27 protein-coding genes are annotated in these 25791 nt (G+C 73.6%); 11 read left to right on the forward strand and 16 right to left on the reverse strand.

Annotated features, from left to right (window positions below; translation table 11 throughout):
• Nucleotides 1-145 precede the first annotated feature (145 nt).
• The 3 genes from ACGFZK_RS13135 to ACGFZK_RS13145 are packed head-to-tail and all read right to left on the reverse strand — an operon-like array spanning nucleotide 146 to nucleotide 2135.
• Nucleotides 146-802: a class I SAM-dependent methyltransferase gene (locus ACGFZK_RS13135; RefSeq protein ID WP_393848950.1), complete on the reverse strand. Its 657-nt coding sequence runs from the start codon at nucleotides 800-802 to the stop codon at nucleotides 146-148.
• Nucleotides 799-1419: a DUF2064 domain-containing protein gene (locus ACGFZK_RS13140; RefSeq protein ID WP_393848951.1), complete on the reverse strand. Its 621-nt coding sequence runs from the start codon at nucleotides 1417-1419 to the stop codon at nucleotides 799-801. The genes ACGFZK_RS13135 and ACGFZK_RS13140 overlap by 4 nt, the downstream gene beginning before the upstream one ends.
• Nucleotides 1416-2135: a glycosyltransferase family 2 protein gene (locus ACGFZK_RS13145; RefSeq protein ID WP_393848952.1), complete on the reverse strand. Its 720-nt coding sequence runs from the start codon at nucleotides 2133-2135 to the stop codon at nucleotides 1416-1418. Before ACGFZK_RS13145 ends, ACGFZK_RS13140 begins: the two co-directional genes overlap by 4 nt.
• Nucleotides 2136-2258: 123 nt before the next feature.
• Here ACGFZK_RS13145 and ACGFZK_RS13150 point away from each other — a divergent pair, with 123 nt between their 5' ends.
• Both ACGFZK_RS13150 and ACGFZK_RS13155 read left to right on the forward strand, forming a co-directional pair.
• Entirely contained in the window at nucleotides 2259-3065 is an 807-nt protein-coding gene (locus tag ACGFZK_RS13150) for a response regulator transcription factor (RefSeq protein WP_393848953.1), read from the forward strand.
• Complete coding sequence (locus ACGFZK_RS13155) at nucleotides 3058-4176, forward strand: sensor histidine kinase (RefSeq protein WP_393848954.1); 1119 nt, start codon at nucleotides 3058-3060, stop codon at nucleotides 4174-4176. The genes ACGFZK_RS13150 and ACGFZK_RS13155 overlap by 8 nt, the downstream gene beginning before the upstream one ends.
• A gap of 39 nt (nucleotides 4177-4215) precedes the next feature.
• Here the strand turns inward: ACGFZK_RS13155 and ACGFZK_RS13160 are convergent, their stop codons facing one another.
• Nucleotides 4216-5118 carry a LysR family transcriptional regulator gene (locus ACGFZK_RS13160; protein ID WP_393848955.1) on the reverse strand — a complete coding sequence of 301 codons (903 nt, stop codon included), beginning with the start codon at nucleotides 5116-5118 and terminating at the stop codon, nucleotides 4216-4218.
• Nucleotides 5119-5250: 132 nt separating this feature from the next.
• Here ACGFZK_RS13160 and ACGFZK_RS13165 point away from each other — a divergent pair, with 132 nt between their 5' ends.
• A complete protein-coding gene (locus ACGFZK_RS13165; RefSeq protein WP_393848956.1) occupies nucleotides 5251-5757 on the forward strand; it encodes a cupin domain-containing protein in 507 nt (168 codons plus the stop codon).
• 59 nt (nucleotides 5758-5816) lie between these two features.
• On the opposite strand, the gene ACGFZK_RS13170 is transcribed toward ACGFZK_RS13165, so the two are convergent.
• Nucleotides 5817-6845, reverse strand: a complete 1029-nt coding sequence (locus tag ACGFZK_RS13170; protein ID WP_393848957.1) for an NAD-dependent epimerase/dehydratase family protein — start codon at nucleotides 6843-6845, stop codon at nucleotides 5817-5819.
• Nucleotides 6846-6993: 148 nt separating this feature from the next.
• Entirely contained in the window at nucleotides 6994-8325 is a 1332-nt protein-coding gene (locus ACGFZK_RS13175) for a serine hydrolase domain-containing protein (RefSeq protein ID WP_393849333.1), read from the reverse strand.
• A gap of 408 nt (nucleotides 8326-8733) precedes the next feature.
• Between ACGFZK_RS13175 and ACGFZK_RS13180 the strand changes: the two genes are divergently transcribed.
• Together ACGFZK_RS13180 and ACGFZK_RS13185 are read left to right on the forward strand one after the other, a co-directional pair.
• Entirely contained in the window at nucleotides 8734-9018 is a 285-nt protein-coding gene (locus ACGFZK_RS13180; RefSeq protein WP_393848958.1) for a DUF6400 family protein, read from the forward strand.
• Nucleotides 9005-9262: a hypothetical protein gene (locus ACGFZK_RS13185; RefSeq protein WP_393848959.1), complete on the forward strand. Its 258-nt coding sequence runs from the start codon at nucleotides 9005-9007 to the stop codon at nucleotides 9260-9262. The genes ACGFZK_RS13180 and ACGFZK_RS13185 overlap by 14 nt, the downstream gene beginning before the upstream one ends.
• A gap of 30 nt (nucleotides 9263-9292) precedes the next feature.
• Here the strand turns inward: ACGFZK_RS13185 and ACGFZK_RS13190 are convergent, their stop codons facing one another.
• The 3 genes from ACGFZK_RS13190 to ACGFZK_RS13200 all read right to left on the reverse strand — a co-directional run bounded on the left by ACGFZK_RS13190 (nucleotide 9293) and on the right by ACGFZK_RS13200 (nucleotide 12398).
• Nucleotides 9293-10084: a 3-hydroxybutyrate dehydrogenase gene (locus ACGFZK_RS13190; RefSeq protein WP_393848960.1), complete on the reverse strand. Its 792-nt coding sequence runs from the start codon at nucleotides 10082-10084 to the stop codon at nucleotides 9293-9295.
• Between the two features lie 98 nt (nucleotides 10085-10182).
• Nucleotides 10183-10917, reverse strand: a complete 735-nt coding sequence (locus tag ACGFZK_RS13195; protein ID WP_393848961.1) for an HAD family hydrolase — start codon at nucleotides 10915-10917, stop codon at nucleotides 10183-10185.
• 71 nt (nucleotides 10918-10988) lie between these two features.
• Nucleotides 10989-12398, reverse strand: a complete 1410-nt coding sequence (locus tag ACGFZK_RS13200) for an Ig-like domain-containing protein (protein WP_393848962.1) — start codon at nucleotides 12396-12398, stop codon at nucleotides 10989-10991.
• Nucleotides 12399-12617: 219 nt separating this feature from the next.
• Here ACGFZK_RS13200 and ACGFZK_RS13205 point away from each other — a divergent pair, with 219 nt between their 5' ends.
• The 3 genes from ACGFZK_RS13205 (at nucleotide 12618) to ACGFZK_RS13215 (ending at nucleotide 14929) form a co-directional block, all read left to right on the forward strand.
• A complete protein-coding gene (locus ACGFZK_RS13205) occupies nucleotides 12618-13124 on the forward strand; it encodes a GNAT family N-acetyltransferase (protein ID WP_393848963.1) in 507 nt (168 codons plus the stop codon).
• A gap of 95 nt (nucleotides 13125-13219) precedes the next feature.
• Complete coding sequence (locus ACGFZK_RS13210; RefSeq protein WP_393848964.1) at nucleotides 13220-14236, forward strand: NAD-dependent epimerase/dehydratase family protein; 1017 nt, start codon at nucleotides 13220-13222, stop codon at nucleotides 14234-14236.
• An 87-nt stretch (nucleotides 14237-14323) separates the two neighbouring features.
• Nucleotides 14324-14929 (forward strand): excalibur calcium-binding domain-containing protein, encoded by a 606-nt coding sequence (locus tag ACGFZK_RS13215; protein WP_393848965.1) that lies wholly within the window; start codon nucleotides 14324-14326, stop codon nucleotides 14927-14929.
• Nucleotides 14930-14933: 4 nt separating this feature from the next.
• Here ACGFZK_RS13215 and ACGFZK_RS13220 read toward each other — a convergent pair whose 3' ends face one another.
• Complete coding sequence (locus ACGFZK_RS13220) at nucleotides 14934-15587, reverse strand: MerR family transcriptional regulator (protein WP_393848966.1); 654 nt, start codon at nucleotides 15585-15587, stop codon at nucleotides 14934-14936.
• A gap of 90 nt (nucleotides 15588-15677) precedes the next feature.
• Between ACGFZK_RS13220 and ACGFZK_RS13225 the strand changes: the two genes are divergently transcribed.
• Nucleotides 15678-16193, forward strand: a complete 516-nt coding sequence (locus ACGFZK_RS13225) for a DUF4188 domain-containing protein (RefSeq protein WP_393848967.1) — start codon at nucleotides 15678-15680, stop codon at nucleotides 16191-16193.
• A gap of 13 nt (nucleotides 16194-16206) precedes the next feature.
• Here the strand turns inward: ACGFZK_RS13225 and ACGFZK_RS13230 are convergent, their stop codons facing one another.
• The 3 genes from ACGFZK_RS13230 to ACGFZK_RS13240 form a co-directional block, all read right to left on the reverse strand.
• A complete protein-coding gene (locus ACGFZK_RS13230; protein WP_393848968.1) occupies nucleotides 16207-17019 on the reverse strand; it encodes a class I SAM-dependent methyltransferase in 813 nt (270 codons plus the stop codon).
• Nucleotides 17020-17155: 136 nt separating this feature from the next.
• A complete protein-coding gene (locus tag ACGFZK_RS13235) occupies nucleotides 17156-19189 on the reverse strand; it encodes a prolyl oligopeptidase family protein (protein WP_393848969.1) in 2034 nt (677 codons plus the stop codon).
• An 84-nt stretch (nucleotides 19190-19273) separates the two neighbouring features.
• Nucleotides 19274-20365, reverse strand: coding sequence for an AI-2E family transporter (locus tag ACGFZK_RS13240; RefSeq protein WP_393848970.1), 1092 nt, complete (start codon nucleotides 20363-20365; stop codon nucleotides 19274-19276).
• A gap of 157 nt (nucleotides 20366-20522) precedes the next feature.
• Between ACGFZK_RS13240 and ACGFZK_RS13245 the strand changes: the two genes are divergently transcribed.
• Nucleotides 20523-21815, forward strand: coding sequence for an MFS transporter (locus tag ACGFZK_RS13245; RefSeq protein ID WP_393848971.1), 1293 nt, complete (start codon nucleotides 20523-20525; stop codon nucleotides 21813-21815).
• A 20-nt stretch (nucleotides 21816-21835) separates the two neighbouring features.
• Here ACGFZK_RS13245 and ACGFZK_RS13250 read toward each other — a convergent pair whose 3' ends face one another.
• On the reverse strand, nucleotides 21836-22009 hold the full coding sequence (locus ACGFZK_RS13250; RefSeq protein ID WP_393848972.1) for a hypothetical protein: 174 nt from the start codon (nucleotides 22007-22009) through the stop codon (nucleotides 21836-21838).
• A 592-nt stretch (nucleotides 22010-22601) separates the two neighbouring features.
• On the opposite strand from ACGFZK_RS13250, the gene ACGFZK_RS13255 reads away from it, so the two are divergent.
• Entirely contained in the window at nucleotides 22602-24014 is a 1413-nt protein-coding gene (locus ACGFZK_RS13255; RefSeq protein ID WP_393848973.1) for a nucleobase:cation symporter-2 family protein, read from the forward strand.
• A gap of 89 nt (nucleotides 24015-24103) precedes the next feature.
• On the opposite strand, the gene ACGFZK_RS13260 is transcribed toward ACGFZK_RS13255, so the two are convergent.
• Both ACGFZK_RS13260 and ACGFZK_RS13265 read right to left on the reverse strand, forming a co-directional pair.
• Entirely contained in the window at nucleotides 24104-24826 is a 723-nt protein-coding gene (locus ACGFZK_RS13260) for a transcriptional regulator (RefSeq protein WP_393848974.1), read from the reverse strand.
• 134 nt (nucleotides 24827-24960) lie between these two features.
• Nucleotides 24961-25770, reverse strand: a complete 810-nt coding sequence (locus ACGFZK_RS13265; RefSeq protein ID WP_393848975.1) for an MBL fold metallo-hydrolase — start codon at nucleotides 25768-25770, stop codon at nucleotides 24961-24963.
• Nucleotides 25771-25791: the final 21 nt, after the last annotated feature.

The following is a 25791-nucleotide window of genomic DNA, read 5'->3' on the forward strand; positions in this document are numbered from 1 at the left end:
CCGCCGCTGGGGCGGGGGCCCCCGCGCGCCCCCCGCGCGGGCCCCCCCCCCTCCCGCCCCCCCCCCCCCCACACCCGGGGGGGGGCGCGGCGCCGGCCCCCCCCCCCCCCCCCCCCCCCCCCCCCCACTGCGCGCGCCCTGTCGGTCAGCGCCGCAGGCCCACGAAGCTGCGGCCCGCGGCATGCCAGGTCTCGGCCTCGGTCCAGCCGGCGTCCGCCGCTTCGCCGCGCAGGGCACGCGCTCCGAGACGGGCCCACCAGAACGGCGCCCCGTGGCCGCCGCGGCCGTCGTCGACGTGCACCTCGACGCGTTCGTCGACGTCGGCGGCGGCCACCTCGACCAGCAGGGAGCCGCCCGGCGCGGCGAGCCCGGCGGCGCGCCGGAGCAGCGCCGCCGGGTCTCCCCCGATGCCGATGTTGCCGTCGATGAGCAGGACCGTGCCCCAGCGCCCCTCACCGGGCAGCGGATCGAAGACGGACCGGCACACGGCACTGCCTCCGGCACGCGTCGTCCGGGCCACTGCCTCGGGGGTGACGTCCACCCCCAGCGCCCGCTGCCCGCGCGCGGCGAGGGTGGCGACCAGGCGCCCGGGGCCGCAGCCGATGTCCAGGACGGACCCCGCGCAGCGGGCCAGGACGCCCTCGTCGGCCTCGTCGGGTTCGGCGCACCAGCGCTCCACGTCCAGCGGCAGCAGCCAGCCGTCCGAGCGCCGCAGGTAGAGCGGGCCCTGGCCGGCGCGCAGGGCGTCGGCGTACGGGTCGGCCCGCCAGGCGAGGGCGGGCTCGGTGAGCTGGGCGGTCATCGCGTCACCGCGCGCAGGCCGCGGTGCAGGGCGGCGAAGCGGGTGCCGGGAGCGGCGGCGGCGACCCGCGCCGCGTCGGCCGGGGTGTCCACGTCGCACAGCTCGGGCAGGTCGCGTACCGCCCGCCCGGAGGCAGTCAGGCGGCCGCGCTGCGCCTCGCCCGTGGTAGGCAGGGACATGGCGACGCCGAGGAGCAGGGCGGGGTCGGGATCGGCCAGGCCGAGCGCCCAGAACCCGCCGTCGTCGGCGGGGCCGAACCAGGCGTCCGTCGCACTGAAGTCGAGGCCCCGCGCGAGGAGTTCCGGGGTGACCTGCGGGGTGTCCATACCGACGAGGAGGGCCGGCCCGCCGGCGTGGGCGAAGGCCGCGGCCAGCCGGGCGTCGAGGCCGCCCGCGCACTGCGGGACGACCTCGATGCCGTGGGGCAGCCAGGGCCCGGGCTGTCCGTCGAGGACCAGGACACGGCGCCGGGCCGGGGCGGCGAGTACGACGGCCAGGGTGTCCTGGAGCGCGGCGCGGGCCAGGCCGGCGGCCTGCTCGGGGGTGAAGTGCGGGGTGAGGCGGGTCTTGACCCGGCCTGCGACCGGGGCCTTGGCGATGACGAGGAGGGTGCTCATCCGCAAACCCCTTCGGTGGGCGCGGACCGAGTGCCCCACAGCGGTTCGTCGAGCACCTTGCGCATGTCGCGCACGGCGTGCCAAGTGCCGTGCCAGGTGCCGGTGACCTTGGACTTCCCGGAGCGGGGCAGGTACGGGACGTCCGTCTCGGCGACGCGCCAGCCGGCGTCGGCGGCCCGTACGACCATCTGGAGCGGGTAGCCGCTGCGCCGGTCGGTCAGGTCCAGACCGAGCAGTTCCCGTCGGCGCGCGACCCGCATCGGTCCGAGGTCGTGCAGCCGCAGTCCGGTGCGGCGGCGCAGCATCCGCGCCAGCGCGAGGTTCCCGGCGCGGGCGTGCGGGGGCCAGGCGCCGCGCCCCTGCGGGCGGCGGCGCCCGAGGAGCAGATCGGCTTCGCCCGCGGCGACCCGGGCGGCCATGGGGGCGAGCAGCCCGGGGTCCATGGAGGCGTCGCAGTCGCAGAAGCAGACGAGGTCGGCGCGCGCGGCGAGCAGCCCGGCCTGGCAGGCGGCGCCGAAACCGCGCCGGCTCTCGTGCACGACGGTCGCGCCGAGGCTCCGGGCGATCTCCGCCGAGCCGTCGGTCGACCCGTTGTCGACGACGATGGCCCGCCACCCGGCCGGCACGCGCGCCAGCACCCAGGGAAGCGCTTCCGCCTCGTCGAGGCACGGCAGTACGAGGTCCGCGCTGGGCGGAGCACAAGCTGATGAGGTCACTCTCCACACCGTAGGAAGCGGAGCCGGGGAAAAGGGGCCCGCAGACCTTACGAAACGCGGACGCCGTACCGGACGAGGGGGTCTGCGCCACACGCGGCTCCGGGCGGATGGCAGCCTGGGGACATGGCAGTGAGCAAGGTGGAGAGCGTGAACGAGGGGCCCCGCACCGAGGGCGCCGACCTGGGCACGGACGCTGGCGGCGCCCTGGGCAGCGTTCTGGTCGTGGACGACGATCCGACCGTCTCGGAGGTCGTGGCCGGGTATCTGGAGCGGGCCGGTTTCGCGGTGCGCTTGGCGGCGGACGGCCCGGCCGGCCTGCGCGCCGCCGAGGAGCACCGTCCCGACCTGATGGTCCTCGACCTGATGCTGCCCGGGATGGACGGACTGGAGGTCTGCCGCCGGCTGCGCGCGCGGGAGGACGCCGGCCGGCCCGTCCCGGTGATCATGCTCACCGCGCGCGGCGACGAGGACGACCGGATCCTGGGCCTGGAGGTGGGCGCGGACGACTACGTGACCAAGCCGTTCAGTCCGCGGGAGCTCGTCCTGCGCGTGCGCTCGGTCCTGCGCCGGGCGCGGGCCGGTGCCCCGGCCAGCAGCCCCGAGGGCGGTCCGCGCCTCGCGGCGGCGGGCCTGGTGCTGGACCCGGCCGCCCACCGGGTCCACAAGGAGGGCAGGGAAATCGCGCTCACCCTGCGGGAGTTCGATCTCCTCGCCTACTTCCTGCGGCACCCCGGTCAGGTCTGCGACCGGGAGCGGCTGATGCGCGAGGTCTGGGGCTGGGACTTCGGCGACCTGTCGACGGTCACCGTGCACGTCCGCCGGCTCCGCGGAAAGATCGAGGACGATCCGGCGAATCCCCGGCTGATCCGGACCGTCTGGGGCGCCGGCTACCGGTTCGAGGCGGACCGAACGGAGGACGGCCGTGCGTGACCTGCTGCTGATCGCCCTGTACGCCCTGCTCGGGGCGGGCGCCGCCGGACTGCTCGGGGCCGTGGCACTGCGGATGCTGCGCCGGCGCAGTGTCGCCGTATCGCTCGCGATCGTCGCCGCGGTCGCGGTGTCCGCGATGCTCGCGGGGACCCTGACCGTGGCCTGGGCCATGTTCCTGTCCTCGCACGACCTGGCCGTCGTGACGATGGTCGTCGCGATGGCCGCGGCCGTCTCGATGGCCACCGCGCTGCTGCTGGGCCGCCAGGTCGTACGGCGCTGCCGGGAACTCGTCGGCGCGGCCCGGGTCTTCGGGGAAGAGGGTACGTTCGCGGCGCCGGTGGAGCCCGCCCCGGCCGAATTCACCGCGCTGAGCCGTGAGTTGGCCCGCACCAGCGAGCGGCTGGCCGCCTCCCGCGAACGCGAGCGGGCGCTGGAGGCGTCCCGGCGCGAGCTGGTGGCCTGGATCTCGCACGATCTGCGGACCCCACTGGCCGGGCTGCGCGCCATGTCGGAGGCGCTGGAGGACGGCATGGCCGCCGATCCCGCCCGCTACCACCGGCAGATGCGCACCGAGGTCGACCGTCTCAACTCCATGGTCGGCGACCTCTTCGAACTCTCGCGGATCCACGCGGGCGCGCTCTCCCTCACCCTCACCCGGATGTCCCTCCACGACCTGGTGGGCGACGCCCTCGCCGGGACGGACGCGCTCGCGCGCGAGCACGGCGTACGGCTGGTCGGCGAGGGGGTCGCCTCGCTGCCGGTGGAGGTGGACGGCAAGGAGATGACCCGGGTGCTGTCCAATCTCCTGGTCAACGCCATCCGCCACACCCCGGCCGACGGGACGGTCGCGATCGCCGCCGAACGCCGCGCGGACTCCGTGGTGCTCTCGGTCACCGACGCCTGCGGAGGCATCCCCGAGGAGGACCTCCCGCGCGTCTTCGACACCGGCTGGCGCGGCACCCCGGCCCGTACCCCTCCCTCGGGCGCGGGCCTGGGGCTGGCGATCGTCCGGGGCATCGTCGAGGCCCACGCGGGCCACGCGGACGTCCGCAACGTCTCCGGCGGCTGCCGCTTCGAACTGACGCTGCCGGCGGCCGCGGTCCGGGCCTGATCCGGAAGGAGCGGCCAGGGTCCTCAACCGTGCGTGGCCTCAACCGTGCGGGCCTCGGCCGTGCGGGCCTGCGGGCTCCGGCGTGCAGGCGGCCACCGCCGCCAGCAACTGGCGCAGTGGCGGTGCGGGCGGCCCCGGCAGTACCGCCAGGTACGTGGTCAGGGCCGGCCGGGTCAGCGGCCGGATCGCGGTGCGCGGGAGCCTGGGCAGCGGCCCCACCTCGTAGAACACCGTCCAGGACGGGGCCAGGGGGCTCTCGCCGATCGACGTCAGCGTGGCGAGCAGGTCGGTGAAGGGCGGCCCTGCCGGGGCTCCGGCCAGCGGGGCGACCAGGTCGTGGAAGGGCGGGTTGGCCTCCCGCGCTGCCAGCCGCAGCGGCAGGTGCGCCAGCTGCTCCGGGTCCAGCTCCGCGGCCCGGGCCAGCGGATGCCCTCCGGGCAGCGCCGCGTACAGCCTGTCACGCCACAGCGGCAGCAGCTCCAGACCGGGTGCGTCGGGCCGGGCCCGGACCAGCGCCGCATCCAGCTCCCCGGCGCGCACCGCCGCGAGCCGCTCGGTCACCGGCAGCCGCACCGGCCGCACCTGGAGCCCGGGCGCGCGGACCGCGAGCTCCTCCAGGAGCCGGTAGACCCGGTCCCCCGGCCCGTGCACCGCGCCCAGCCTGAGCACACCGGTGGCGCCCGCCGCGACCTCGGCGGCCACCTCCCGGGTGCGGGCGGCTGCGGCGAGCACCGCCCGCGCCTCCGGGAGCAGCCGCTCCCCGGCGCCGGTGAGGCCCACCCGGCGGGTGGTGCGGGTGAAGAGGACCAGGCCCAGTTCCCGCTCCAGCAGGCCGATCTGGCGGCTCACCGCCGACTGGACGGTGTGGAGTCGCTCGGCGGCCCGGCCGAAGCCGCCCTCCTCGGTGACCGTCACGAAGTACCGCAGCTGACGCAGTTCCATCCGCGGCCCTTCCCCTTCGACCCATCACGATCGGAGATGACTGTACGCGCGAAACGGTGCTGGTTCGGAGGCTGTTGCCCTGCTCGAATGGAGCGGTCGGACCGAAGGACGCAAGCGACGGAAGGACCACGGATGGGACACGGGGACACGGCCGGAGACCGAGGTGCGGGCGGAGACCGGGGTGCGGGCGGAGGCCGGGGCGCGGCCGCGCTGGTGGTGCGGGCGCCGGACGCAGAGGAGGTGCCGCTGCCCCGCTCGGGGGCCTTCCGGCTGCTGGCGGACGGTGGCGCGGCCGGGGTGAACCGGCTCAGCCTGGGCGCCGGTGCGGCCGGGGCGCCGCAGCACTTCCACACCCGCTCCACCGAACTCTTCTACGTACTCGGCGGCGCCGCCGACTTCCTGCTCGGCGCCGAGCCCGTGCGGGTGGCGGAAGGCGGGCTGGTCCTCGTACCGCCGGGGCTGACGCACGCGTTCGGCCCGGCGCCGGGCGGGGGCGCCGACCTCCTCGTCGTACTGACCCCCGGGGTGGAGCGCTTCGGCTACTTCCGGACGCTGGGGCGCATCCAGCACGGGCTCGCGGCGTTCGAGGAACTGCTCCCCCACCAGGACCGATACGACGTCCACTTCCCCGGGTCCTGAGGCGAGGCGAGGCGCGGCGCCTCCGCCTCACCGGACGATCAAGGTCTGCTCCGTGCGCGTCACGGTCCCGTCGCCAGGGAATCGGACCGGCCCGTGGCAAGTTCGGCCATGCCCGTGGCGAAGGGGACGGTCGGGCGCCAGCCCAGCTCGCGGCGCAGGCGTGCGGAGTCGGCGGTGATGTGGCGAACGTCCCCGAGGCGGTACTCGCCGGTGACGACCGGGGCCGGGCCACCGCACGCGGCGGCCAGCGCCCCGGCCATGTCGCCGACGGTCCTCGGGTCGCCGCTGCCGACGTTGTACGCGGTGAAGCCCGCGGGGCCGTCGGCCGCGTACGCCGCTGCCAGCGCCTCCAGCGCCACCGCGTTGGCTCCGGCCACGTCCCGTACGTGGACGAAGTCCCGGCGCTGTCCGCCGTCCTCGAAGACGCGCGGCGCCTCGCCCCGTGCGAGCGAGGACCGGAACAGCGCGGCCACCCCCGCGTACGGGGTGTCCCGGGGCATCCCCGGCCCGTACACGTTGTGGTAGCGCAGCGAGACGGCGAGCCCGCCGGTCACCCGGGCCCAGGAGGAAGCAAGGTGTTCCTGGGCGAGCTTGGTCGTGGCGTAGACGTTCCGCGGGTCCGCCGGGGCGTCCTCCGCGACCAGCCCCGGTGCCAACTCGGCTCCGCAGGCCGGGCAGCACGGTTCGAACCGCCCTGCCCTCAGGTCGCTCTCGTCGCGCGGGCCGGGCCGTACGGTGCCGTGGGCGGGACACTCGTAGCGTCCCTCGCCGTAGACCACCATCGAACCGGCGAGCAGCAGCTTCGGCACCCTCGCCCGCGCCATCTCGGCGAGCAGCACCGCCGTGCCCAGGTCGTTGGCCGACACATAGCCGGGGGCGTCCCCGAAGTCCTTCCCCAGCCCCACCTTGGCCGCCTGATGACAGACCGCGTCCACGCCCTTCAACGCCTCCGCCACGGCCTCCGGATCCCGTACGTCCCGCCCGTCCTCCAGTAGATCGAAGACCACCGGCTCGTGCCCGCGGCCGATCAGCTCGGCGACGATGTGCGAGCCGATGAAGCCCGCGCCTCCAGTCACAAGTACACGCATGCCCCGACGCTATGCCGCTCACGCCCCGGCTACGCGCTCGCCGGACCGCACGTCACGGATCCGTAAGAACAGCGCCGTCGCATCCGGATGACCGACGGCGCCGACAGGTCCGTCGCGGGGTGGACGACCGGACGGTTTCTGCTCCTGCTCAGCGCAGGGGGCCCGACAGCGGGCCGGGGAGGGCCGGGAGGCTCGGGGGCAGTACCCGGAGCGGGGTCGGGGACTCGGCCGACGGGGCCTGGGCGGCGCCCTTCTTCTCGGCGGCGTTCTTGCCGGCGGGGTCCGGTGTGCGGGGCGCGGTGGTGCCGCAGAGGGACCGGTCGCGGTAGTCGCGCAGCGCGGCGTCGGCCGGGTGCGGGACGAAGGCGGTGCCGCTCTCGTTGAGGCGCTGGTACTTCATCAGGTTGTACCCGACGGCGAACTGCCTGCTGCCGTCCGCGCTGGACAGGGCCCAGGTGCCGGCGCCGAAGACTCCTCCGTCGTGCCCCCAGGCCGGACCGCACGGCGTGTCGATGGAGTAGAGGCCGAGGCCGTAGCGCATGACCACCGCTCCGGTCTCGTCCTTCACGTCGACCGTGGTGCGCATCTGGTCCAGCTGGCGTCGCGGCAGGATGTCGCCGCCGAGCAGGGCGCGGTAGAAGGTGTTCAGGTCCTGCGGGGTGGAGACGAGGGCCCCGGCCGTGCCGCCCCAGGTCATGTTGTAGACGCTGTAGTCGCGCGGCGGGTCGATGAGCCCGTAGAAGTTCTCGTACATGCGGGCGTGAGCGCCGCGGATGTACGGGTCGGTGCCGGGGAAGTAGGTGTCGCGCAGGCCCGCCCGGCGGATCACGTCCTGGGTGATCAGCCGCTCCGGGTCCTGGCCGGTGACCTTGCGGAGCACCTCGCCCAGCAGCACGTAGTTCGTGTTGGAGTAGGACCAGTCGGTGCCGGGTTCGAACAGCTGGGGCCGGTCAACCCCGTAGCCGATCAGCTCGGCGGGCTTGATCGTGCGGTACCGGTGGTCGTCCAGGCTCTCCGTGGTCCCCTTCAGGAGGGAGGGGAAGGCGTCGCCGATGTAGTCGTGGATGCCGCTGGTGTGGTTGAGGAGCATGCGTACGGTGACCTTGCGGCCCCGCTCGCCGGGCAGGAGCTCGGGCACGTAGTCGCCGACCGGCCGGTCCAGGTCCACCCGGCCCTTCGCGGACTGCTGGAGGACGGCGACGGCGGTGAACGTCTTGGTGACGCTGCCGACGCGGTGCCGCAGGTCGGGGCGGGCCTTGCGGCCGGTGGAGACGTCGGCGAGGCCGGCGGCGCCGTCGAAGCGCTCGCGGCCGTCGCGGACCGCGGAGTAGACGCCGTACACCCCCGCCTCGTGGATCGCGTTCAGCCCGGCCTGCAGCCGGGTCCGGTCGGGGTGCCGGCCGGCGGCCGGGCCGTAGGCGCTCGGCGCCTCCTGGCCGGCGGCGCTCGCGGCCGGGGCGAGACCCGCCAGCAGGGCCATGGCGACGGCGGTGACGGAGGCGGCGCGGCGCAGCCGCGGTATGGGTCGGTCGGCAGGACGGGTGTGGGGCACGGCGGCTCCTCGGCGGCGGCCCGGTGGGGCCCGGTGATCTTGGTCCCTTCAATTCTTCGCCCCGGCCCGCGGCGCGACCTCGTCCGCCAGGACGAACCGGGGGTCAACCTCCAGGCGGAGGAGCACCTTGACAGGCCATTACATTTGTCACGCCCCGGCGGCCGCGGGCCGTACCGCCGTCGGGTCCGCCCGGTTCCGTCCGCGGACCGCGCACGGCCGGGCCGGTGTCCGCGGCGTCCCCGCCCGCGCCGGGACCCGCACGCCCCTGACCTGCGGTCTGTGACTCCGGCCACCCTCCCTTGACCGGAGAAGGAAGGTTTACCTAACTTCGATGTCATGGCCCCTCACGACTCCACCCCTCCCTCCGACGCCTCCGGTGCCCCCGACGCGTCCGAGCCGGTCGATTTCTCCGTCGACCTCACCTCGCAGGAGGTGCTCCGGCGCGCGCAGGTGATGGCTGCCCTCGGCCCGGACTGGGATCCGCTGGAGGTGCTGCTCGGCGAGGAGGCCGCGTACGACCTGCTGTACTCCGGGCTCGACGCCGAGCAGCAGCGCGTCTACGACGACCTGGTCGCGGCCGGTGTGCTGCCGGCGCGCGGAGACGGCCGTGCTGCCGCTTGACCCGCAGGCCGACCCCGGGCGCCGCGCCTGGGTGGCCTGCCCGAGGTGCGAGGACGCGCGCGGCTGCGACCCCTGCGAGCAGCGGCGCACCTGCTCCGTCCACTGGCGCTACCTGCTCACGAACACGGGCAGCCTGCTCCACCTCCAGTGCCCCGGGTGCACCCACGTCTGGGTTCACGAGAGTGGCTTCGGAGCCACCCGCTCCCTGTGGGACCGCATCACGGGCGCCCTGCCCGGCTTCTGACCCGCTTCGGACCGGGCCGCCCGGTCGGGGTCAGGCGGCGGTCCAGCCGCCGTCCAGGGGGATCGAGGCACCCGTGACGTAGCCGGTGTGCGGGCCGCAGAGCCACAGGACGGTGGCGGCGACCTCCTCCGGTTCGATCAGCCGCTTCACCGCGGAGCGGCTCAGCAGTACGTCGGACACCACCTGGCCGGCTGCGATGCCGTGGGCGGCGGCCTGGGCCTCGATCTGCCGCTCCACCAGTGGGGTGCGGACGTAGCCGGGGTTGACGCAGTTGCTGGTGACGCCGTGCGGGGCGCCTTCGACGGCCGCGACCTTGCTCAGTCCTTCGAGGGCGTGCTTCGCGGTCACGTATCCGCCCTTGAACGCGCTGGCCCGCAGTCCGTGCACGCTGGAGATGTTGACGATGCGGCCCCAGCCCCGCGCGCACATGTACGGCATGGTCCGGCGGATCAGGAGGAACGGCGCGTGCACCATCACGCGCTGCATGAGTTCGAATCGGTCCGGCGGGAACTCGGTCAGCGGGGCGACGTGCTGGAGCCCGGCGTTGTTGACCAGGATGTCGAGGTCGGTCGGCAGCTCCGCGACGGCCTCGGCCCGGGCCAGGTCCACCACGTGCGCCCGCCCGCCGATCGTCTCGGCGACGGACCGGGCCGCGGCGGCGTCGATGTCCACCACGTGTACCTGGGCCCCGGCCGCGGCGAGCGCCGAGGCGCAGGCCCGCCCGATGCCGCTGCCGGCGCCGGTCACCAGGGCGGTGCGGCCCGTGAGGTCGGTGCCGGCGGCTGCTGTCCCGTGGGGCACGGGAGGGAATCCGCTTGTCATGCCCGGAATCATCCGGGACACCCGTGGGCCGCTCCCATGTGCGCGGCCGCCACAGTCGCGCCCGGTGAGGTGTCGGACACCACCAGGGCGCCCCGGCCCTAGGGCGTCTCTTCCGGATCTTGCCGGGGCCGGTGTCGTTCGCGTCCGAGCAGGTCCAGGAGCGGGGTCAGGCCGCCGGGGCGCCGATCGACCGGGAGGTGGTCGACGAAGTGCACCGGGCAGCCGAGCGCCCGCGCGCCGCCGTCCGCGCGGCGGTCGTCGCCGACCATCAGCACGTCGGCGGGGGCCAGGCCGAGCTGCTCGCAGGCGGCGCGGAAGATCTCCGGATCGGGTTTCTGGGTGCCCAGCTCGAAGGAGAGCACGTAGGCGTCGACCAGTTCGTCGAGCCCGTGCGTGCGGAAGACGGGCCGCAGGTCCCATCCGATGTTGCTGACCACGGCCACCGGGAGCCCCCGCCTGCGCAGTTCGCGCAGGGTCGGGGCGGTGTCCGGGTAGGGGCGCCAGGCAGCCGGGCTCATGTGGCGCTCGTAGAGCACCTGCGCCAGCCGCGGATCCGTGACACCGGCCGCATGGGTCAATCCGCCGTAGGCGGCCCGGTGTTGCCCGGCGCTGATGTCCCGCCGGGCCCACAGGGTCTCGAGGTGCGCGGGCAGGTGCCGTGGCGACGGCCCGCCGGGCAGTGCGCCGTACTCGGTCAGCCGCCGCACCGTCTCGGCGAACTCCTCCTCGGACAGCGCGGTGCCGGTCTCGGCCAGGGCGGCGCGGAGCCACTCCTCGGTCGACTCGACGCGCAGCAGTGTGCCGGAGAAGTCGAACATCACTCCTTGGATCATGTGGTGATCGTAGGGCAGGGCAGGGGCGGGCGGCCGGGGCGGGCGGCCGCCCGTGTGGGTGCGCGCAGGGGTCAGGTCGTGGGGTGCAGCCTGGACGGGGTGCTCGGCGAACTCTCCGGGCCGCCGTCGATGTTGGCCAGGGCGCTGCCGGACAGCCAGGTCCGCCAGTCGACGTTCCAGTCGCCGAAGCCGTTGTCGAAGGGGGCCATCTTCTCTCCGCCGCTGTTGACCACCTCCACGATGTCGCCTTCGCGGACCGTGTCGAAGAACCAGGCGGCGTGCTCGGTGCTCATGCCGGTGCAGCCGTGGCTGACGTTCTCCTCGCCCTGCGCCTCGACCGACCAGGGCGCGGCGTGGATGTACTCGCCGCTCCAGGTCACCCGGGTCGCGTAGGAGACGGGCAGGTCGTAGAACTCGCTGGTGCCGCGCTTGATGCCGACGGTGTCGCCGCGCATCCGCACCTTGGGTTCCTTGCCGAGGACGACCTTGATGCCGCTGCGCGTCCTGAAGCCCGCCTTGCCGGTGGTGACCGGGATCGTCCTGATGACCCGTCCGTTGCGGCGTACGGTCATCCGGTGGGTGGCGGAGTCGGTGACGGCCTCGATCCGGTCGGCGATGGTGAACTGCACCTCGTCGGAGGGGCCGCCGTAGTCGTGGTCGCCGACCTCGACGCCGTCGAGACCGCTGCGGACGCGGACGACGGTGTGGGCGGGCCAGTACGTACGCGGCCGGAAGTGCAGGGTCTGTTCGTCGACCCAGTGCCAGGCGCCCTCGACCTGGGGCTCCGAGGTCACCTGCAGTGACCGCTCCAGCCGGGCGCGGGCCGGGAGGTCGTCGGCCGGCACCGGGTGGCTGAGGCTTGCCGTCACGATCCGGCCCGCGCCGTAGGTGCCGGGGCGCGGCCCGAACTCGACCGTCAGCCGGCCGCCTTCCGCGGGCGGCGCGGTGCGGAACGCCATCGTCACGCCGACCGGGGTCCCGGCCGCGTCCTGGGCCCCGACCTGCACGGTGTAGCTCTCCCCCGCCCGCAGCGGCTCGCTGTTCAGCCACCGCTCGCTGTGCGGGGCGAGTGCTCCGGCCAAGTGGCGGCCGTGCCCGTCGCGTACGGTCACGTCCGTGAGGCGGCCCGGTTCCGCGAGGGCGATCTGGAGCGGCCCGCCGGAGTCCGTCGGGAGCACCTCCACCCGCGCGGCCCGCCGCGCCGTACCGCCGAGGGCCGGCTCCTTCAGTACGGACCCCATCCCGCGCGCGGTGGCCCGTACCCGTTGCTCCTGCCAGCCGCTGCACAGTCCGGGCCGGAACATGCGCACCGCACAGGGTCCGTCGCCGGACTCGCGGCCCTCGTCCAGCACCCTCCCGACCAGCAGGGTGACCGCGGCCTCCCGCGGCGGACCCGCGGGAACCCCGTCCGCGGTGTCCGCATCGGGGGCCCGTCCCGGCGCTGCGGCGACGACCAGCATGGCCCCCGTCACCGCAGCCACGGCGCCCCACGCCTTGGTCGGTCTTCTCCGTCGCATTCGTGGCATAGCCGTATCAAAGCGATGCGGCGCCGAAATGATGATCATTACCCCGGTGCTGCGGCCGAACGGGCACCCAAGAGAACTCGGACGGAGCACAGAAGCCGCCCCGGGCGGGCGGGGAGGGGAGATGTGCCCGATACTCGGGTGCCCCTCGGGGGGCCCGCCCGCGACAATGCGCCCATGGCTATCCGCACAGCACGGCTGGACGAACTGCCCCTCCTCCAGGACATCGAGAGGGCCGCCGGGCGCTGCTTCCGGGACATCGGCATGCCGGAGATCGCCGACGACGAACCGCTGACGCTCGACGAACTCGCCCCCTACCAACGGGCCGGGCTGGCCTGGGTCTCGGTCGACGGGACCGACACCCCCGGCGCCTACCTGATCGCCGAGCACGTCGAGGGCAATCTGCACGTCGAGCAGGTGTCCGTCCATCCGGACCGTGCGCGCCGCGGGCTGGGCCGGGACCTGCTCGAGCACCTGGCGGAGTTCGCCCGGCGCGAGGGCGCGCCCGCGCTGACCCTGACCACCTTCACCGAGGTTCCGTGGAACGCCCCGTACTACGCGCGCTGCGGCTTCCGGCTCCTGGACGACTCCGGGCTCACTCCCGGGCTGCAGGAGATCCGCGACCGCGAGGCGGCGTACGGCCTGGACCGCCGGCCGCGCGCGTGCATGCGGCGGGACCTGTGACGGCCGGACCGGTGCGCGTGCGTATCCGCGGGCCCGTTCTTCGCCGAGCGCGAACCGGCATCGCGGGTGCGACCGCGATGTGCTGAGGTGGCCGGATGGATCTTCTTGTACTGGGCGGGACCGCATGGTTGGGGCGTGAGATCACGCGGCAGGCGCTGGAGCGCGGGGACGCGGTGACCTGCCTGGCGCGCGGCGAGAGCGGTGGCGTCGCGCCCGGTGCGCGGCTGGTGGCGGCGGACCGGAACGAGGAGTCCGCCTACGCGGAGCTCCTCGGCCGCGACTGGGACGCGGTGCTGGAGGTGTCCTGGCAGCCGGCCTTCGTCCGCGGCGCGCTCGCGGCCCTGGCGGGGCGGGCCCGGCACTGGACGTACGTCTCGTCCGTCAGCGCCTACGCCGACCACGGCACGGTCGGCGCCGACGAGTCGGCCGCACTGCTCGCGCCGGCGGCCGGGCGGCTCGTGGGGCGGGAGGAGTACGGAGAGGCCAAGGTCGCCTGCGAGGAGGCTTCGCGCGCCGCGGTGGCAGACCGGCTCGTCATCGCCCGGGCGGGTCTGATCGGCGGCCCCGGCGACGGAAGCGGACGGACCGGGTACTGGGTGGCACGCGCCGCCCGCGAGGGGGGCCAGCCCCTGCTCGTCCCGCGCTCCCCCGGCCTGCCGACCCAGGCGGTCGACGTGCGCGACCTGGCGCTCTGGCTGCTCGGCCTCGCGCAGGAGGGCGCCACCGGGACCTTCGACGCCGTCGGGCCCGTCGTCCCCTTCGACGACTGGGTCGGCCTGTCGCGGCGGGTGGCCGGGCACACCGGGCCGGTGGCGGTGGCGGACCCGCAGTGGCTCCTCGACCAGGGGGTGGGGCCGTTCATGGGCCCCGAGTCGATGGCCATGTGGATGCCGGATCCGACGTGGGCGGGCTTCTCCTCCCGCAGCGGAGCCGCGGCGCGCGCGGCCGGGCTGCGCCACCGCCCGCGGGTGGAGATGCTGGAGGACCTCCTGCGGTGGGAGCGTGCCGAGGGACTGGAGCGACCCCGCCGGGCCGGCCTGAGCACCGCCCGCGAGCACCAGTTGCTCACCGCACTCGGCGACGGACGGCGTCCTGACGCCCCACTGCGTTGACTTGATTTCTCTATTCCGCATGGCTGGATTCGGCTGGTTTGCTTAACTGGGCGCCCGCTCCTCTTCCATGTCCATGGCAGGAGATCCTTGTACCCGCACCCTCCGCAGCCGCAGCCCTTCACACCGGTCCAGCAGCCCGCGCAGCCGCGCTGGCAGCCCGCCCTGGCCGTCCCGGCCGTCGTCGTCGCCACGCTCCTCCTGCCCCCGCTCGGTGCCGCCCTGGCGTTCCTCGCCCGCTGGGGCAAGACCGGCAGGATCGTGACGGTGGCCCTCGCCTCCCTCTGGTTCGTCGTCCTCGTGGCCGCCAACTCGGACCCGAAACCCCAGGCAGCGGCGGCCGCCCGGCCGCAGCCCGCGCCGACGGTCACGGTCACGGTCACCGTGACCGCCACGGCCGCCGCCCCGGTCGCCGCCGCACCGACCCCGAGCCCCTCCGTCACCACCGCCGCTCCGGCGCCGCCCCCCACACCTGCCGCCCAGCCGGAGGCCGGCCCCGCACCGGCGAGCAGCCCCAGGAGCGAGGAGCCCGACAACGCCTCCTCGTCAGGTGGAGGCGGGGGCGGGGGCGGCGGCAGCGTCTACTACAAGAACTGCACGGCGGCCAGGGCGGCTCACGCGGCCCCGGTCCGCCGCGGAGACCCCGGTTACGGCCGCCATCTCGACCGCGACGGCGACGGCGTCGCCTGCGAGTAGGGCCTCACGACAGTCCGTACCGCCGGGCCGACTCCTCCTCCTGGGCCAGCCGGTGCAGCGCCTTGAGCACCGGCTGGAACAGGATGGTCGCCGCCACGGCCGTCTCGACCTTCTCCGCCTCCGAGTGGTGCGTCTCCACGAAGTCCAGGTCCCGCACGGCCACTTGGTGCATCAACTGCGCGTACGGGGCCATGAGTTCGGCGTCCCACGGATAGCCGAGCCGGATCAGCGTGGCCACCGCCGCCACGAGCGATCGGTGCACCGGTGAGAACGCGCCCAACTCCCATGCGGTGGACCAGCCCAGCGTCCGGAGCAGCCGGTCCACCTCGTCGCGCGCGGCGGCCGTGGCCTCGTCCTCGCCCTGGCCGTCGGCCGGTTCGGGCTCCCGGGGCAGCGCCCACAGGGCGGCGCCCAGGCGGATCGTCCGGCCCAGGGACTCGTCGTCCACGTGCCCGAGCACCTTCCGGACCTGCGCGACCGGCATCTCGCCGACCTGGATCATCGCGCGTACGAGCCGCAGCCTGCGCAGGTGACCCTCGTCGTAGTCGGCGGTCGTCGCGCTGACGCGGTGGCCGGGCGGCAACAGCCCTTCGCGCAGGTAGTACTTGATCGTGGCGATGGCCACGCCGCTCCGCTCACTCAGTTCCGCGAGCCGCAATCTCTTGAACCTTCCCTTGGCGAGTGCCACTATCCAATCACGTGACGGTTGGACAGCAGCCCTATCCAACAAGGCGATCGGGAGGCCGGAGTGTTCGCGAAACCCTTACCGGGCCGTACCACCGCAGCCGCCGAGGGGGACGTCGTCGTCCTGCTCATCGGCATGCGCATCAACCACTTCTGGGCCGTGCACCAGTGGGCTCCGCTGGTCCTGGCCATGCCCAGGATGCTCCGGGAGCTCGCCAAGGACCCCACCCGTGGACTGCTCGGCCATGTCCTGCTCACCGCGTCGCCCCGAACGTACTACGTGGTCCAGTACTGGGAGTCCAAGGAAAAGCTCTACAAGTACGCCGCGGCCCCGGACATGTTGCACCACAAAGCCTGGTCGGTCATCAACCGCAAGGAGCGCGCGGCGAAGCTGCGTCAGCACGTGGGCCTGTGGCACGAGTCCTACGTCGTGCCCGAGGGCTCGTACGAGTCGATCTACTTCGACATGCCGCCCTTCGGGCTGGCCGGGGCCACCGGGGTGCTGCCCCTGGAGAGCCGCGGCCGACGCGCGGCCGACCGGTTCGCGCACCGTTCGCCCGCGGCCGGGCCCACTCACTGAGGCGGGATCGCCGTCACCGTCGCGGCCTGGTCGCGACGGCGGCCGCGACGGTGACGGTCCGGACGTAGCTGCCGCCCGGGTCGTGGTCCAGCAGGGCGCGGCGCAGCTCGGACTCGAACGCGCCCTTCCGGTCGCCGAACAGGGCCGGGCTGCAGGACGATCGGGAGAACTGGAGGCCGACGAGCTCGTCCACGGTGCAGCGCGTGCTCTGCTCCCACGTCGTGGTCTCGACGCGGGAGAACGCCGACTTCGCGAGATGGTCCTCCAGGTCCGCCAGGTCTGCCAGGTCCGCCCGTTCGTCCACCGGCCGCGGCGGCCGGTGGCCGGGCCCGAGGAAGCGCGCGCACACCTCGTCGACGACGCCCTGCCAGGAAGGGCGCGGGCCGTGCCGCCGCCCGGTCGCACCGAGCGAGGTGACGACGACGATCCCGCCGCGCGGTGCGAGCACGGCGTCCAGGTCGGCCGGCACCCGGACCCGGTCCATCCGGTGGAAGGCTCCGCCGATGACGCACAGGTCGATCCGGGGCAGGCACAGCCGGCCGATGCCTGCGGCGTCACCCCTCAGCCAGGAGATGTTCGTACGCCCCCACTCCTCGGCGAGCCGGGACCCTTCGGCGAGCATGGCCGGCTCCGGGTCCACGGCGTACACGTGCTCGGCCAGCGGCGCCAGCGGCAGGGAGATCGTGCCCGGTCCGGCGCCGAGGTCCAGTACGGTCTGGGAGCCGTCGAGCGCGAACCGGTCCGTGAGGAGCGCGTAGAACTCCGCCGGGTACGGGGGCCGGTAGCGGGCGTAGTACGGGGCGGCGGACGCGTACGGGGTGCTCATGGGGTCCTCCCAGGCCGGGGTTGCATCCGCCGATGGTGGGGCACAACCCGGCGTTCGGCAGCACCTGGCCCCGCAAATCCCCCGTACGGATGCCCCCGTCTACCGAACGGCCGAGATCGGCCCCACCGGGGCCGGATCACCGCTGCGGGGTCAGCCGCTCCCACAGGAAGGTATGGACCAGGGCCTCGTTGAAGGCGGTCTGCCGGTGATCGGTGGCGCCCGAGTGGCCGCCCCCGAGGTGCTCGTGGAAGAGGACGGGATGCCCGTACTCGCGCAGCCGGGCCGCCATCTTGCGGGCGTGACCGGGGTGGACCCGGTCGTCGCGGGTCGAGGTCAGCAGGAGCAGCGGCGGGTACGCGGGCCCGTCCGCCCGGACCCGGTGGTACGGGGAGATCCGCTCCAGGTGCGGCCGGTCGGCCGGGCTGTCCGGGTCCCCGTACTCGGCGATCCAGCTGGCCCCGGCCAGCAGCTTGTGGAAGCGCAGCATGTCCAGCAGCGGCACGTGCGCGACGACCGCGCCGAACAGTTCCGGGTCGCGGGTGAGCATCGCGCCCATGAGCAGCCCGCCGTTGCTGCCGCCCTCGATGCCCAGCTGGGCGGGGGTGGTGATGTCCCGCGCGGTGAGGTCCCGGGCGACGGCGGCGAAGTCCTCGTACGCCCGGATCCGGTTCGCGCCGAGGGCCGCCTTGTGCCAGCCGGGCCCGTACTCGTGCCCGCCGCGGATGCCCGCGACGACGTACGTGCCGCCGCGCGCGAGCCAGGCGCGTCCGGTGACCGCGCTGTAGTGCGGGACCATGGAGATCTCGAAGCCGCCGTACCCGTACAGCAGGGTGGGGCCGGGGCCCGGGCGGTCCTCGGGTCCGACGACGAAGTACGGCACCCTCGTGCCGTCCGCGGAGGTCGCGAAGTACTGGCGCACGGCGAGACCGGCGGTGTCGAAGAGCGACGGGCTCTGCTTGAGGCTCTCGCTCCCGCCGGCGCCGCCGGCCGTGCCGCGGTAGAGCGTGGAGGGCTGGAGGAATCCGGAGACCTGGTGGAAGTACTCGTCGCTCTCGTCCGGGTCCGTGTCGGTGACCGAGGCGGTGGACAGCGGCGGTACGCCCGGCAGCGGAGCACGGTGCCAGCCGCCCGGGCCCTGGCCCGGGGTGAGGAGTTCCATCCGGGAGGAGACGTCGGCGCGGGTGCTGAGGATGAGGTGGTGGCGGGTCCAGCTGTATCCCGCGAGCGCGGTGCGCTCGTCCGGCGTGAACAGCACCTCGGCCTCGCGCTCCCCGGCCAGGAAGGCCTCGAAGTCGAAGGCGAGCAGGCTGCCCGCGGGGTGGCCGAGCCACGGCGACTTGGTGGTGACGGTCAGCCACCGGCGGTGGACGGAGGCGCCCGCGTCGTCCGGGACCTCGATCTTCAGGGTCGGCTCGGCGGCGTCCTCCCGGAGCAGGAAGAGTTCCTGGTTCCAGAAGTCGATCTGCCGGTGGACGAAGTCCCGTTCGAAACCGGGGGTGTCGTCGTGCCATCCGGAGGCGGACAGGTCCGCCGGCCGGCCCTGGTAGACGAGCTCCGCGTCCGCGAGGGGCGTGCCGCGGCGCCAGCGGCGCACCTGGAGCGGGTAGCCGGAGGTGGACATCGAGCCGGCGCCGAAGTCGGTGCCGATCCAGACCCGGTCGTGGTCGATCCAGCCGATCCGGGTCTTGGCCTCGGCGACCGTGAATCCGTCCTCGACGAATTCCAGGGTCTCCAGGTCGAACTCGCGCACCACGCAGGCGTCCGCGCCGTCCCGCGACAGCAGGATCAGGGCGTGCCGGTGTTCGGGGGCCAGGACGCGGCTGCCCGCCCAGGCCCACTTCTCCCCCTCGGCCTCGGCGAGGGCGTCGAGGTCCAGGAGCACCTCCCAGGCCGGCCGGTCCGTCCGGTACTCCTCCAGTGTGGTCCGCCGCCACAGGCCGCGTACGTGGTCGGCGTCCTGCCAGAAGTTGTAGAGGTGGCGGCCCCGGCGGACGGTGTACGGGATCCGGCCGTCGTCGTCCAGCACCTCGCGCATCTCCTGCTCGAGCACCTTGAACCCGGGCGAACCGGTCAGCGCGTCCACGGTCTCGGCATTGCGCTCCCGGACCCAGGCGAGGGCGGCATCGCCGGATACGTCTTCCAGCCACAGGTAGGGGTCTTCATCGCTCATCAGGCGATTGTGCAGGAAGCGACCGGCAGGTGTCCGGCCCGCCGGACACCTGCCCGCCGGTCGTGGGCCGTGGGCCGTGGGCCGTCAGTCGGCCTCCGCCGGTCCTCGGCCGTCGTCCGCCGGTCGTAGGTCGTCGTCCCCGAGCCGGGCGTCGCGCAACGCCGTGTGCACCGACCAGATCACCGAGACCAGCGGGACCGCGACCACCGCGCCGACGACCCCGGCGGCGATGGCCCCCGCGACCACCGAGATCGCCACCACCAGCGGGTGCAGCCGGACCGCCCGGCTCATCACCAGGGGATGCAGCAGGTGGCCCTCGATCTGACCGATGATCACGATGAGCGCGACCACCAGGCCCGCGATCAGCGGCCCCTTGGCCGCCAGGGCGACCACCGCGGCGACCGCCAGCGCGACCGGCGATCCGATGAGGGGGATGAAGGCCGCGAAGAACTCCAGCAGCGCCAGGGGTACGGCCAGCGGTACCCCGAGGAAGTACAGTGCCACCCCCACCAGGACCGCGTTCGTCGCCGCGACCAGGACGATCCCGTGGGTGTAACCCGTGAACGTGCGCCAGGCCGCGCGCCCGGCGATCCCCACACGGACGCGCACCGATGCGGGGAGCTGCACGCAGAACCACGACCACTGCCGGTCGCCGCCGTGCAGGAAGAAGAACGAGCAGAAGGCGGCGAGGGCGAGGACGGTCAGCACGTGCACCAGGCGCCCGGCCCCGCTGACCGCCGTGCTGAGCAGCGTGGAGCGGTGGCTCGACAGGTACTCGCCGATCCGGGACTGGACGTCGGAGAGCGCGTTCGGGTTCAGCCGGAAGGGCGGCCGCTCCAGGTACTCCTCGATGCTGGCGAGTCCCTCGCGGAACTCGCGGGCCAGGGTCGTGCTCTCCCCGGCCACCGCTTCGCCGACCAGGGTCAGCACACCGAGCAGGAGCAGCGCGCTGCCGATGAGGGAGACGGCGACGGCGACCGACCGGGGCAGGACGCGCGCGAGGCGTCGGGTGGGCGGCCAGAGCAGGGCGGCGACGACGAGCCCGAGGAAGAGGGCCACGGCGATCTCGTGGAACCGGCCCAGCAGGGCGAAGAGGGCGTAGACGACGGCGCCGACGACCAGCAGGCGCCAGGCGTACGACGCGGCCGTACGCAGGAACGCTGAGACCGGCGGCATGACCCATGAGTGCCACCGGCGGCCCGCGATGCCACGCGCCGGGCTCCGGATTCGCCCGTCCGTGGCCGGTACGCGGGCGGCCCGGCGGGGTGTTTTCGGGGCAGGTGCGGAGAAAACCCGTTGCCCCGGCCGGAACGCCCACGGACGATGGCGTCTCGTGAGCACCTCCCGATGGACGACCGTACTGCCCGACTTCGCCCCGTTCCGTTCCGGCCGTGACTTCAGGCTGCTGTTCTACCAGGGCACGGTGACGTACTTCGGCTCCTTCATGGCGATGATCGCGCTGCCGCTGCAGATCAAGCACCTGACGGACTCGCCGCTGGCGGTCGGTGCGATGGGTGCGGTGGAACTGGTTCCGCTGGTGGTCTTCGGGCTGTACGGGGGCGCCCTCGCCGATGCGGTCGACCGGCGGCGGCTGATCCTGCTGACCGAGGCCGGGCTCGGGGCGCTCGCCCTGGTGCTGCTGGTGAACGCGCTGCTGCCGGATCCGATGCTGTGGCCGCTGTACGTGGTCGCGGCGGGGGTGTCGGCGCTGGCCGGGCTCCAGCGGCCGGCCCTGGACTCGCTGATGGCGCGGATCGTGCCGCACGACCAGCTCACGGCCGCTGCGGCGCTCAACGGGCTGCGCTACCAGTTCGGCGCGATCGCCGGTCCGGCGCTGGCCGGTCTGGTCGTCGCGTACGCCGGTCACGCCGCGGCCTACTCCGTCACCGTGGTCGGGTTCCTCGCCTCGGTGCTGCTGTGCCTGCGGCTCAGTCCGGCGCCGCCGGCGAAGGGGGCCGAGCGCCCGTCGCTGCGCGGGATCGCCGAGGGCGCCCGCTACGCGTGGAGCCGGCCCGTACTGCTGGGGACGTACGCCGTCGACCTGGCGGCGATGTTCTTCGCCTTCCCGAACGCGATCTACCCCTTCCTCGCGGACGAACTCGACGCGGTCTGGGCGCTGGGGCTGATGTACGCGGCGGGGGCGGTGGGCTCGCTGGTGCTCGGCATGACCAGCGGATGGATGTCCCGGATCCGGCGGCATGGGCTGCTGGTGGTGTTCGGGGCCGCGGTGTGGGGTCTGGCGATCGCGGGTGCGGGCGCGTCGCCGGACATCCGGCTGGTGCTGCTGTGCCTCGCGGTTGCGGGCGCGGGCGACATGGTGAGCGGGCTGGGCCGGGCCACGATCTGGAACCAGACGATCCCCGAGGAGCTGCGGGGCCGGCTCGCGGGCATCGAGGTGCTCTCGTACAGCGTCGGCCCGCAGCTCGGTCAGGTCCGGGCGGGCGCCATGGCCGGCTGGACCGGTACCCGGCCGGCGTTCTGGGGCGGCGGTCTGGCGTGTGTGGCGTCGGTGGCGGTGCTGGCCGCGCTGCTGCCGAAGCTCATCTCCTACGATGCCGACACGGACGAGGACGCGCTGCGCCGCCGGGCGGCCCGGGAGGCGGAGCCGAGCGGCGCGCCGGTCTGATCCCCGGGAGAACCGTGGGGTCAGCCCTCTTTCTCGGCGAGGATGCGGTCGGCCGCGTAGTGCGGGCAATTGAGGGTGTGCCAGGTCACCGACAGTGATCCCGCCCCGGTCCGCAGGGTCCGGACCACGCCGTCCGCGGCGGTGGCCTTGCAGAAGGGGCACACGTCGTTCTCCGGGCGCAGTAGATCGAACATGCCGTGTCCTTCCCGCAGCTTTCTCACACCGGACCAGTCCAGAACTATCAAATCCGGCGCCATTCGGCCGCAGTACCCGCAAGTACGGATGAGTATTGGGGGCCTTGGCCGAGCCGGGAGTGCGGTGGCGGGCGAACCGGGGGCCACCTCGGGGGGCCGCCCAGCCGCCGAGGGCCCTTGCGGTGGCCCGGAGTTCGGCCGCGGAGCGGGGGCGGCCGGGCGGCCCGGCCGTCAGCACGGTGGAGCGCGCGACGTCGTACGGGTTGCGCGGGGCCGTGGCGATGACGGGAACACCGGCCGGGGCACCTTGCCGGGAGGTTACTCGCGAGGAAACACGACCTTTGGCTATGGTGAGCGCCCTCCGGTCAAGACCCCTTCGGATCCCAAGATCAAATGCGGATCCGCCATGTCGATCGAAGGAAGTCCTGCCAATCCGGGACATGAGTATGCAGTGCAGAGCGACGCGATGTCGGCAACACCGCCCGGCGTCGGCTCGGTACGAGCCGGCCTGCCCTCGCCCTGCCACCCAGGGCTGGAGGGCGGCGGCCCTCTCATTCACCTACCTCGCGAAGGCAAGGCAGAGATGGCAAAAATGCCCCGTCAGTCCACCCGCCGGCCGCAGACGCACCCGGTCGACGAAGTACTTCCCCTCCCCAGGCTCGCCCTGTACGGCTTCCAGCACGTCCTCGCGTTCTACGCGGCGGCCGTCATCGTCCCGGTCCTGCTCGGGAACGCGCTCGGCCTCTCCCGTCAGGAGCTCGTCCACCTCATCAACGCGGACCTGCTGACCTGCGGCGTGGCCTCGATCGTCCAGGCCCTCGGCGTCTGGAAGATCGGCGCCCGGCTGCCCCTGGTCCAGGGCGTCACCTTCACCGCGGTCTCACCCATGATCGCCATAGGCATGGGAGCGGGCGGCGGTACCGCCGGCCTGCTCGTCGTCTACGGGGCGGTGATCACGGCGGGCATCGCGACCTTCCTGTTCGCCCCGCTCTTCAGCCGGCTGGTGAAGTACTTCCCTCCGGTCGTCATCGGCACCATCCTCACGATCATCGGCATCACGCTGATCCCCGTGGCGCTGCAGGACGCCGCCGGCGGCGCGCACCTGATCGGCACTCCGGCGTACGGGGATCCGAAGAACCTCGCCTACGCGCTCGGCACCCTGCTCTTCATCCTCACCATCGTCCGGATCGGCAAGCCGTTCCTCAGCAGCCTCGCCGTCCTGCTCGGGCTCGTCGCCGGCACGGCGGCCTCCTGGCTCTTCGGCGACACCGACTTCGCCGCGGTGCGCGAGACCGACTGGTTCGGGGTCACCACGCCGTTCCACTACGGCATGCCGCGCTTCGAGCTGCTCCCCATCGTCGCCATGCTCGTCGTCGTCCTGATCACCATGGTGGAGACCACCGGTGACGTCTACGCGATCGGCGAGATCACCCGCCGGAAGGTCGACGCCGACACGGTCGCCCGGGCCCTGCGCGCCGACGGCGCGGCGACGGTACTGGGCGGCGTCCTCAACTCCTTCCCGTACGTGGCGTTCGCCGAGAACATCGGCCTCGTGCGGATGTCGAAGGTGATGAGCCGGTACGTGGTCGTCGCGGCCGGTGTGTTCATGGTCGTGCTGGGGCTGCTGCCGAAGGCGGGCAGCCTCGTGGCCTCGATCCCGCACCCCGTGCTGGGCGGGGCGGCGCTCTCCATGTTCGGCATCGTCGCCGCGGTCGGCATCCAGATCCTGGGCAAGGCCGACCTGCGCGAGGAGCGCAACACCCTGATCCTGGCCGTCAGTCTGGGCGCCGCGCTGCTGCCCACCACCGTCGGGCCGTTCTTCGACCGGATGCCGGACGACCTCCGGGCCGTGCTCGACAGCGGGATCACCCTGGGCGCGCTGACGGCCATCATGCTGAACCTGCTCTTCAACGTCTTCACGCGGCGCCGCACGATGGAGATCGACTGGGACGACATCGGCGAAGACGGTCCGGCCGCACCGCACTTCGGGGTACCCGCCCACTGAAGCGGACCGGTGACCGGTCGGGGCCGGAGGCCGGGGAGGCGGCGGTACGACGTCCTCCCCGGCCGGTCCGCGCCCGGCGGTCCGCCGTGTCAGCGGCCACCCGCGGGAAACGGCGGCACCTCGCCCGCCTCGCCGACCAACTCCCAGAAGTGATCGACCAGTCGGCGCAGGAAGGCGGCGCGCTCCGCCGCGATCTCCTTGAGCCGGGCGTCGTCGTTGCGTGCGACCAGGTGTCCCATGTACCGCTCCGAGAACGCGGCGAACTCCGCGTGCATCGTGCGCAGTGCGTCCCCCACGCTCGTCGCGTCGACCACGACGATCTCCGCCACCGGGTCCACGTACGTCTTCCACCGCCCGTCGAGGGACGCCCGCAGGAGCTCCGCCAGTTCCTCCACCCGGCCCATGATCCCGATCAGTTCGCGCAGCGACAGCCCGAGGGCCTCCACGAGCGCCCTGGTCTGCCAGGCGTCCCCGTTCCAGTGCTGTGCCGATTCGGCCGCGCGGTACTCGGACGGGTCCATGCCTATGCGGTACGCCAGCCGCTCGACGGTGAGGCGGCGGGCCAGCCGGTGCTCGGCGAGCGTGCGCGGCTCGATGCCCATCAGCGCCGTCGCCTCGCACCACAGGACGTCGGCCAGGGCGAAGAGTTGCCGGTCGGAGGGCACGTGGGAGCCCTGCTCCCAGGCCAGGACCAGCTGGGGGTGGACGGGGGTGCCGCAGGCCGCCATGGAGTGCGCGACCTGGGTCGTGGTCAGGCCCATGCGGGCGCGTGCGGATCTGGCCCCGGTCGGGGAGAAGGGAGTGCTGTGCACGTACGAGACACCTCGCAGCCCCCTCGGGCACGCGGCGTTCGAGGGGAGGACGGATTGATGGATGAACACCAAGCGCGGGCACACTAACAGATGTTCAGTGGGGCGTATCCGTCCATACCCCTACGAATCAAAGGCTATGCAGGGCCTCCGGGCTCGAAGGACGCGAGCATCTGCTCGAGCGCTGCCTGGTCCGGACCCGTGAAGGGATCGATGCCCGGCACCGCGGCGATGGTGTCGAGGAACTGCGTGGTCAGGCCCACGGCGGGCGGCAGGTGCGTGCACAGGATGGTCTGCGGGTCCATCACCCGCAGCGGGTCCACCGTGGTCAGGAACCTGTCCGGGTCCACCAGCTGCACCCAGGGACTGTCGACGCTCGCCCACAGCCGCTGAGCGGCCCGCAGGTCCTCGGCGGGCACCTGGCCGACGTCGGTGCTCGTGGCGATGTCCGCGGTGGGCATGGGGCCGCCGAAGCAGTCGGAAGTGAAGCAGGTCCGTGAACGGTCGTCGTAGAAGCCGACGGTGGCCGGATTGTCGAACAGAGGAGGCCGGAAGGCGTGCAGCGTCCGGTCCCCCACGTCCAGGCTCTGGCCCGGGTTGAGGAAGTACACCCGGTCCAGGGGCAACGGCCGCTCGGTGGACATGATCCCCGCCCCCAGGAACGTGGTCACCAGCCGAGCCCCGGGAGCGGCTTCGAGCAGCTCGAAGATGCCGCCCGTGTGGTCGCGGTCCGGGTGGGTCAGCCAGATCCACCGCACGTCGGCGGGGTCGATCGCCGAACCGAGCGTGTCGAGGAAGTCCCGGTCGGGCAGGCCGACGCCGGTGTCGACGACCACCGGCTGCTCGGCGTGCAGGACGAATGCGTTGACCGGGAGGAATCCGATGCCCGGCACCTCCAGGCAGTCCGCGAGGACGGTGGTGTCGGGTCCCACCTTGTGCGTGCCCATGACGATCTCCACAGCTGTGCG

Source organism: Streptomyces sp. NPDC048257 (assembly GCF_043201855.1).
GTDB lineage: Bacteria > Actinomycetota > Actinomycetes > Streptomycetales > Streptomycetaceae > Streptomyces.

Excerpts from the sequence above, each read along its gene's own strand:
- ACGFZK_RS13135 (WP_393848950.1), bottom strand. The coding sequence starts at position 802 with ATGACCGCCCAGCTCACCGAGCCCGCCCTCGCCTGGCGGGCCGACCCG.
- ACGFZK_RS13140 (WP_393848951.1), bottom strand. The coding sequence starts at position 1,419 with ATGAGCACCCTCCTCGTCATCGCCAAGGCCCCGGTCGCAGGCCGGGTC.
- ACGFZK_RS13150 (WP_393848953.1), top strand. The coding sequence starts at position 2,259 with ATGGCAGTGAGCAAGGTGGAGAGCGTGAACGAGGGGCCCCGCACCGAG.
- ACGFZK_RS13160 (WP_393848955.1), bottom strand. The coding sequence starts at position 5,118 with ATGGAACTGCGTCAGCTGCGGTACTTCGTGACGGTCACCGAGGAGGGC.
- ACGFZK_RS13165 (WP_393848956.1), top strand. The coding sequence starts at position 5,251 with ATGGGACACGGGGACACGGCCGGAGACCGAGGTGCGGGCGGAGACCGG.
- ACGFZK_RS13170 (WP_393848957.1), bottom strand. The coding sequence starts at position 6,845 with ATGCGTGTACTTGTGACTGGAGGCGCGGGCTTCATCGGCTCGCACATC.
- ACGFZK_RS13175 (WP_393849333.1), bottom strand. The coding sequence starts at position 8,325 with ATGGCCCTGCTGGCGGGTCTCGCCCCGGCCGCGAGCGCCGCCGGCCAG.
- ACGFZK_RS13180 (WP_393848958.1), top strand. The coding sequence starts at position 8,734 with ATGGCCCCTCACGACTCCACCCCTCCCTCCGACGCCTCCGGTGCCCCC.
- ACGFZK_RS13190 (WP_393848960.1), bottom strand. The coding sequence starts at position 10,084 with ATGACAAGCGGATTCCCTCCCGTGCCCCACGGGACAGCAGCCGCCGGC.
- ACGFZK_RS13195 (WP_393848961.1), bottom strand. The coding sequence starts at position 10,917 with ATGATCCAAGGAGTGATGTTCGACTTCTCCGGCACACTGCTGCGCGTC.
- ACGFZK_RS13205 (WP_393848963.1), top strand. The coding sequence starts at position 12,618 with ATGGCTATCCGCACAGCACGGCTGGACGAACTGCCCCTCCTCCAGGAC.
- ACGFZK_RS13210 (WP_393848964.1), top strand. The coding sequence starts at position 13,220 with ATGGATCTTCTTGTACTGGGCGGGACCGCATGGTTGGGGCGTGAGATC.
- ACGFZK_RS13230 (WP_393848968.1), bottom strand. The coding sequence starts at position 17,019 with ATGAGCACCCCGTACGCGTCCGCCGCCCCGTACTACGCCCGCTACCGG.
- ACGFZK_RS13235 (WP_393848969.1), bottom strand. The coding sequence starts at position 19,189 with ATGAGCGATGAAGACCCCTACCTGTGGCTGGAAGACGTATCCGGCGAT.
- ACGFZK_RS13240 (WP_393848970.1), bottom strand. The coding sequence starts at position 20,365 with ATGCCGCCGGTCTCAGCGTTCCTGCGTACGGCCGCGTCGTACGCCTGG.
- ACGFZK_RS13250 (WP_393848972.1), bottom strand. The coding sequence starts at position 22,009 with ATGTTCGATCTACTGCGCCCGGAGAACGACGTGTGCCCCTTCTGCAAG.
- ACGFZK_RS13255 (WP_393848973.1), top strand. The coding sequence starts at position 22,602 with ATGCCCCGTCAGTCCACCCGCCGGCCGCAGACGCACCCGGTCGACGAA.
- ACGFZK_RS13265 (WP_393848975.1), bottom strand. The coding sequence starts at position 25,770 with ATGGGCACGCACAAGGTGGGACCCGACACCACCGTCCTCGCGGACTGC.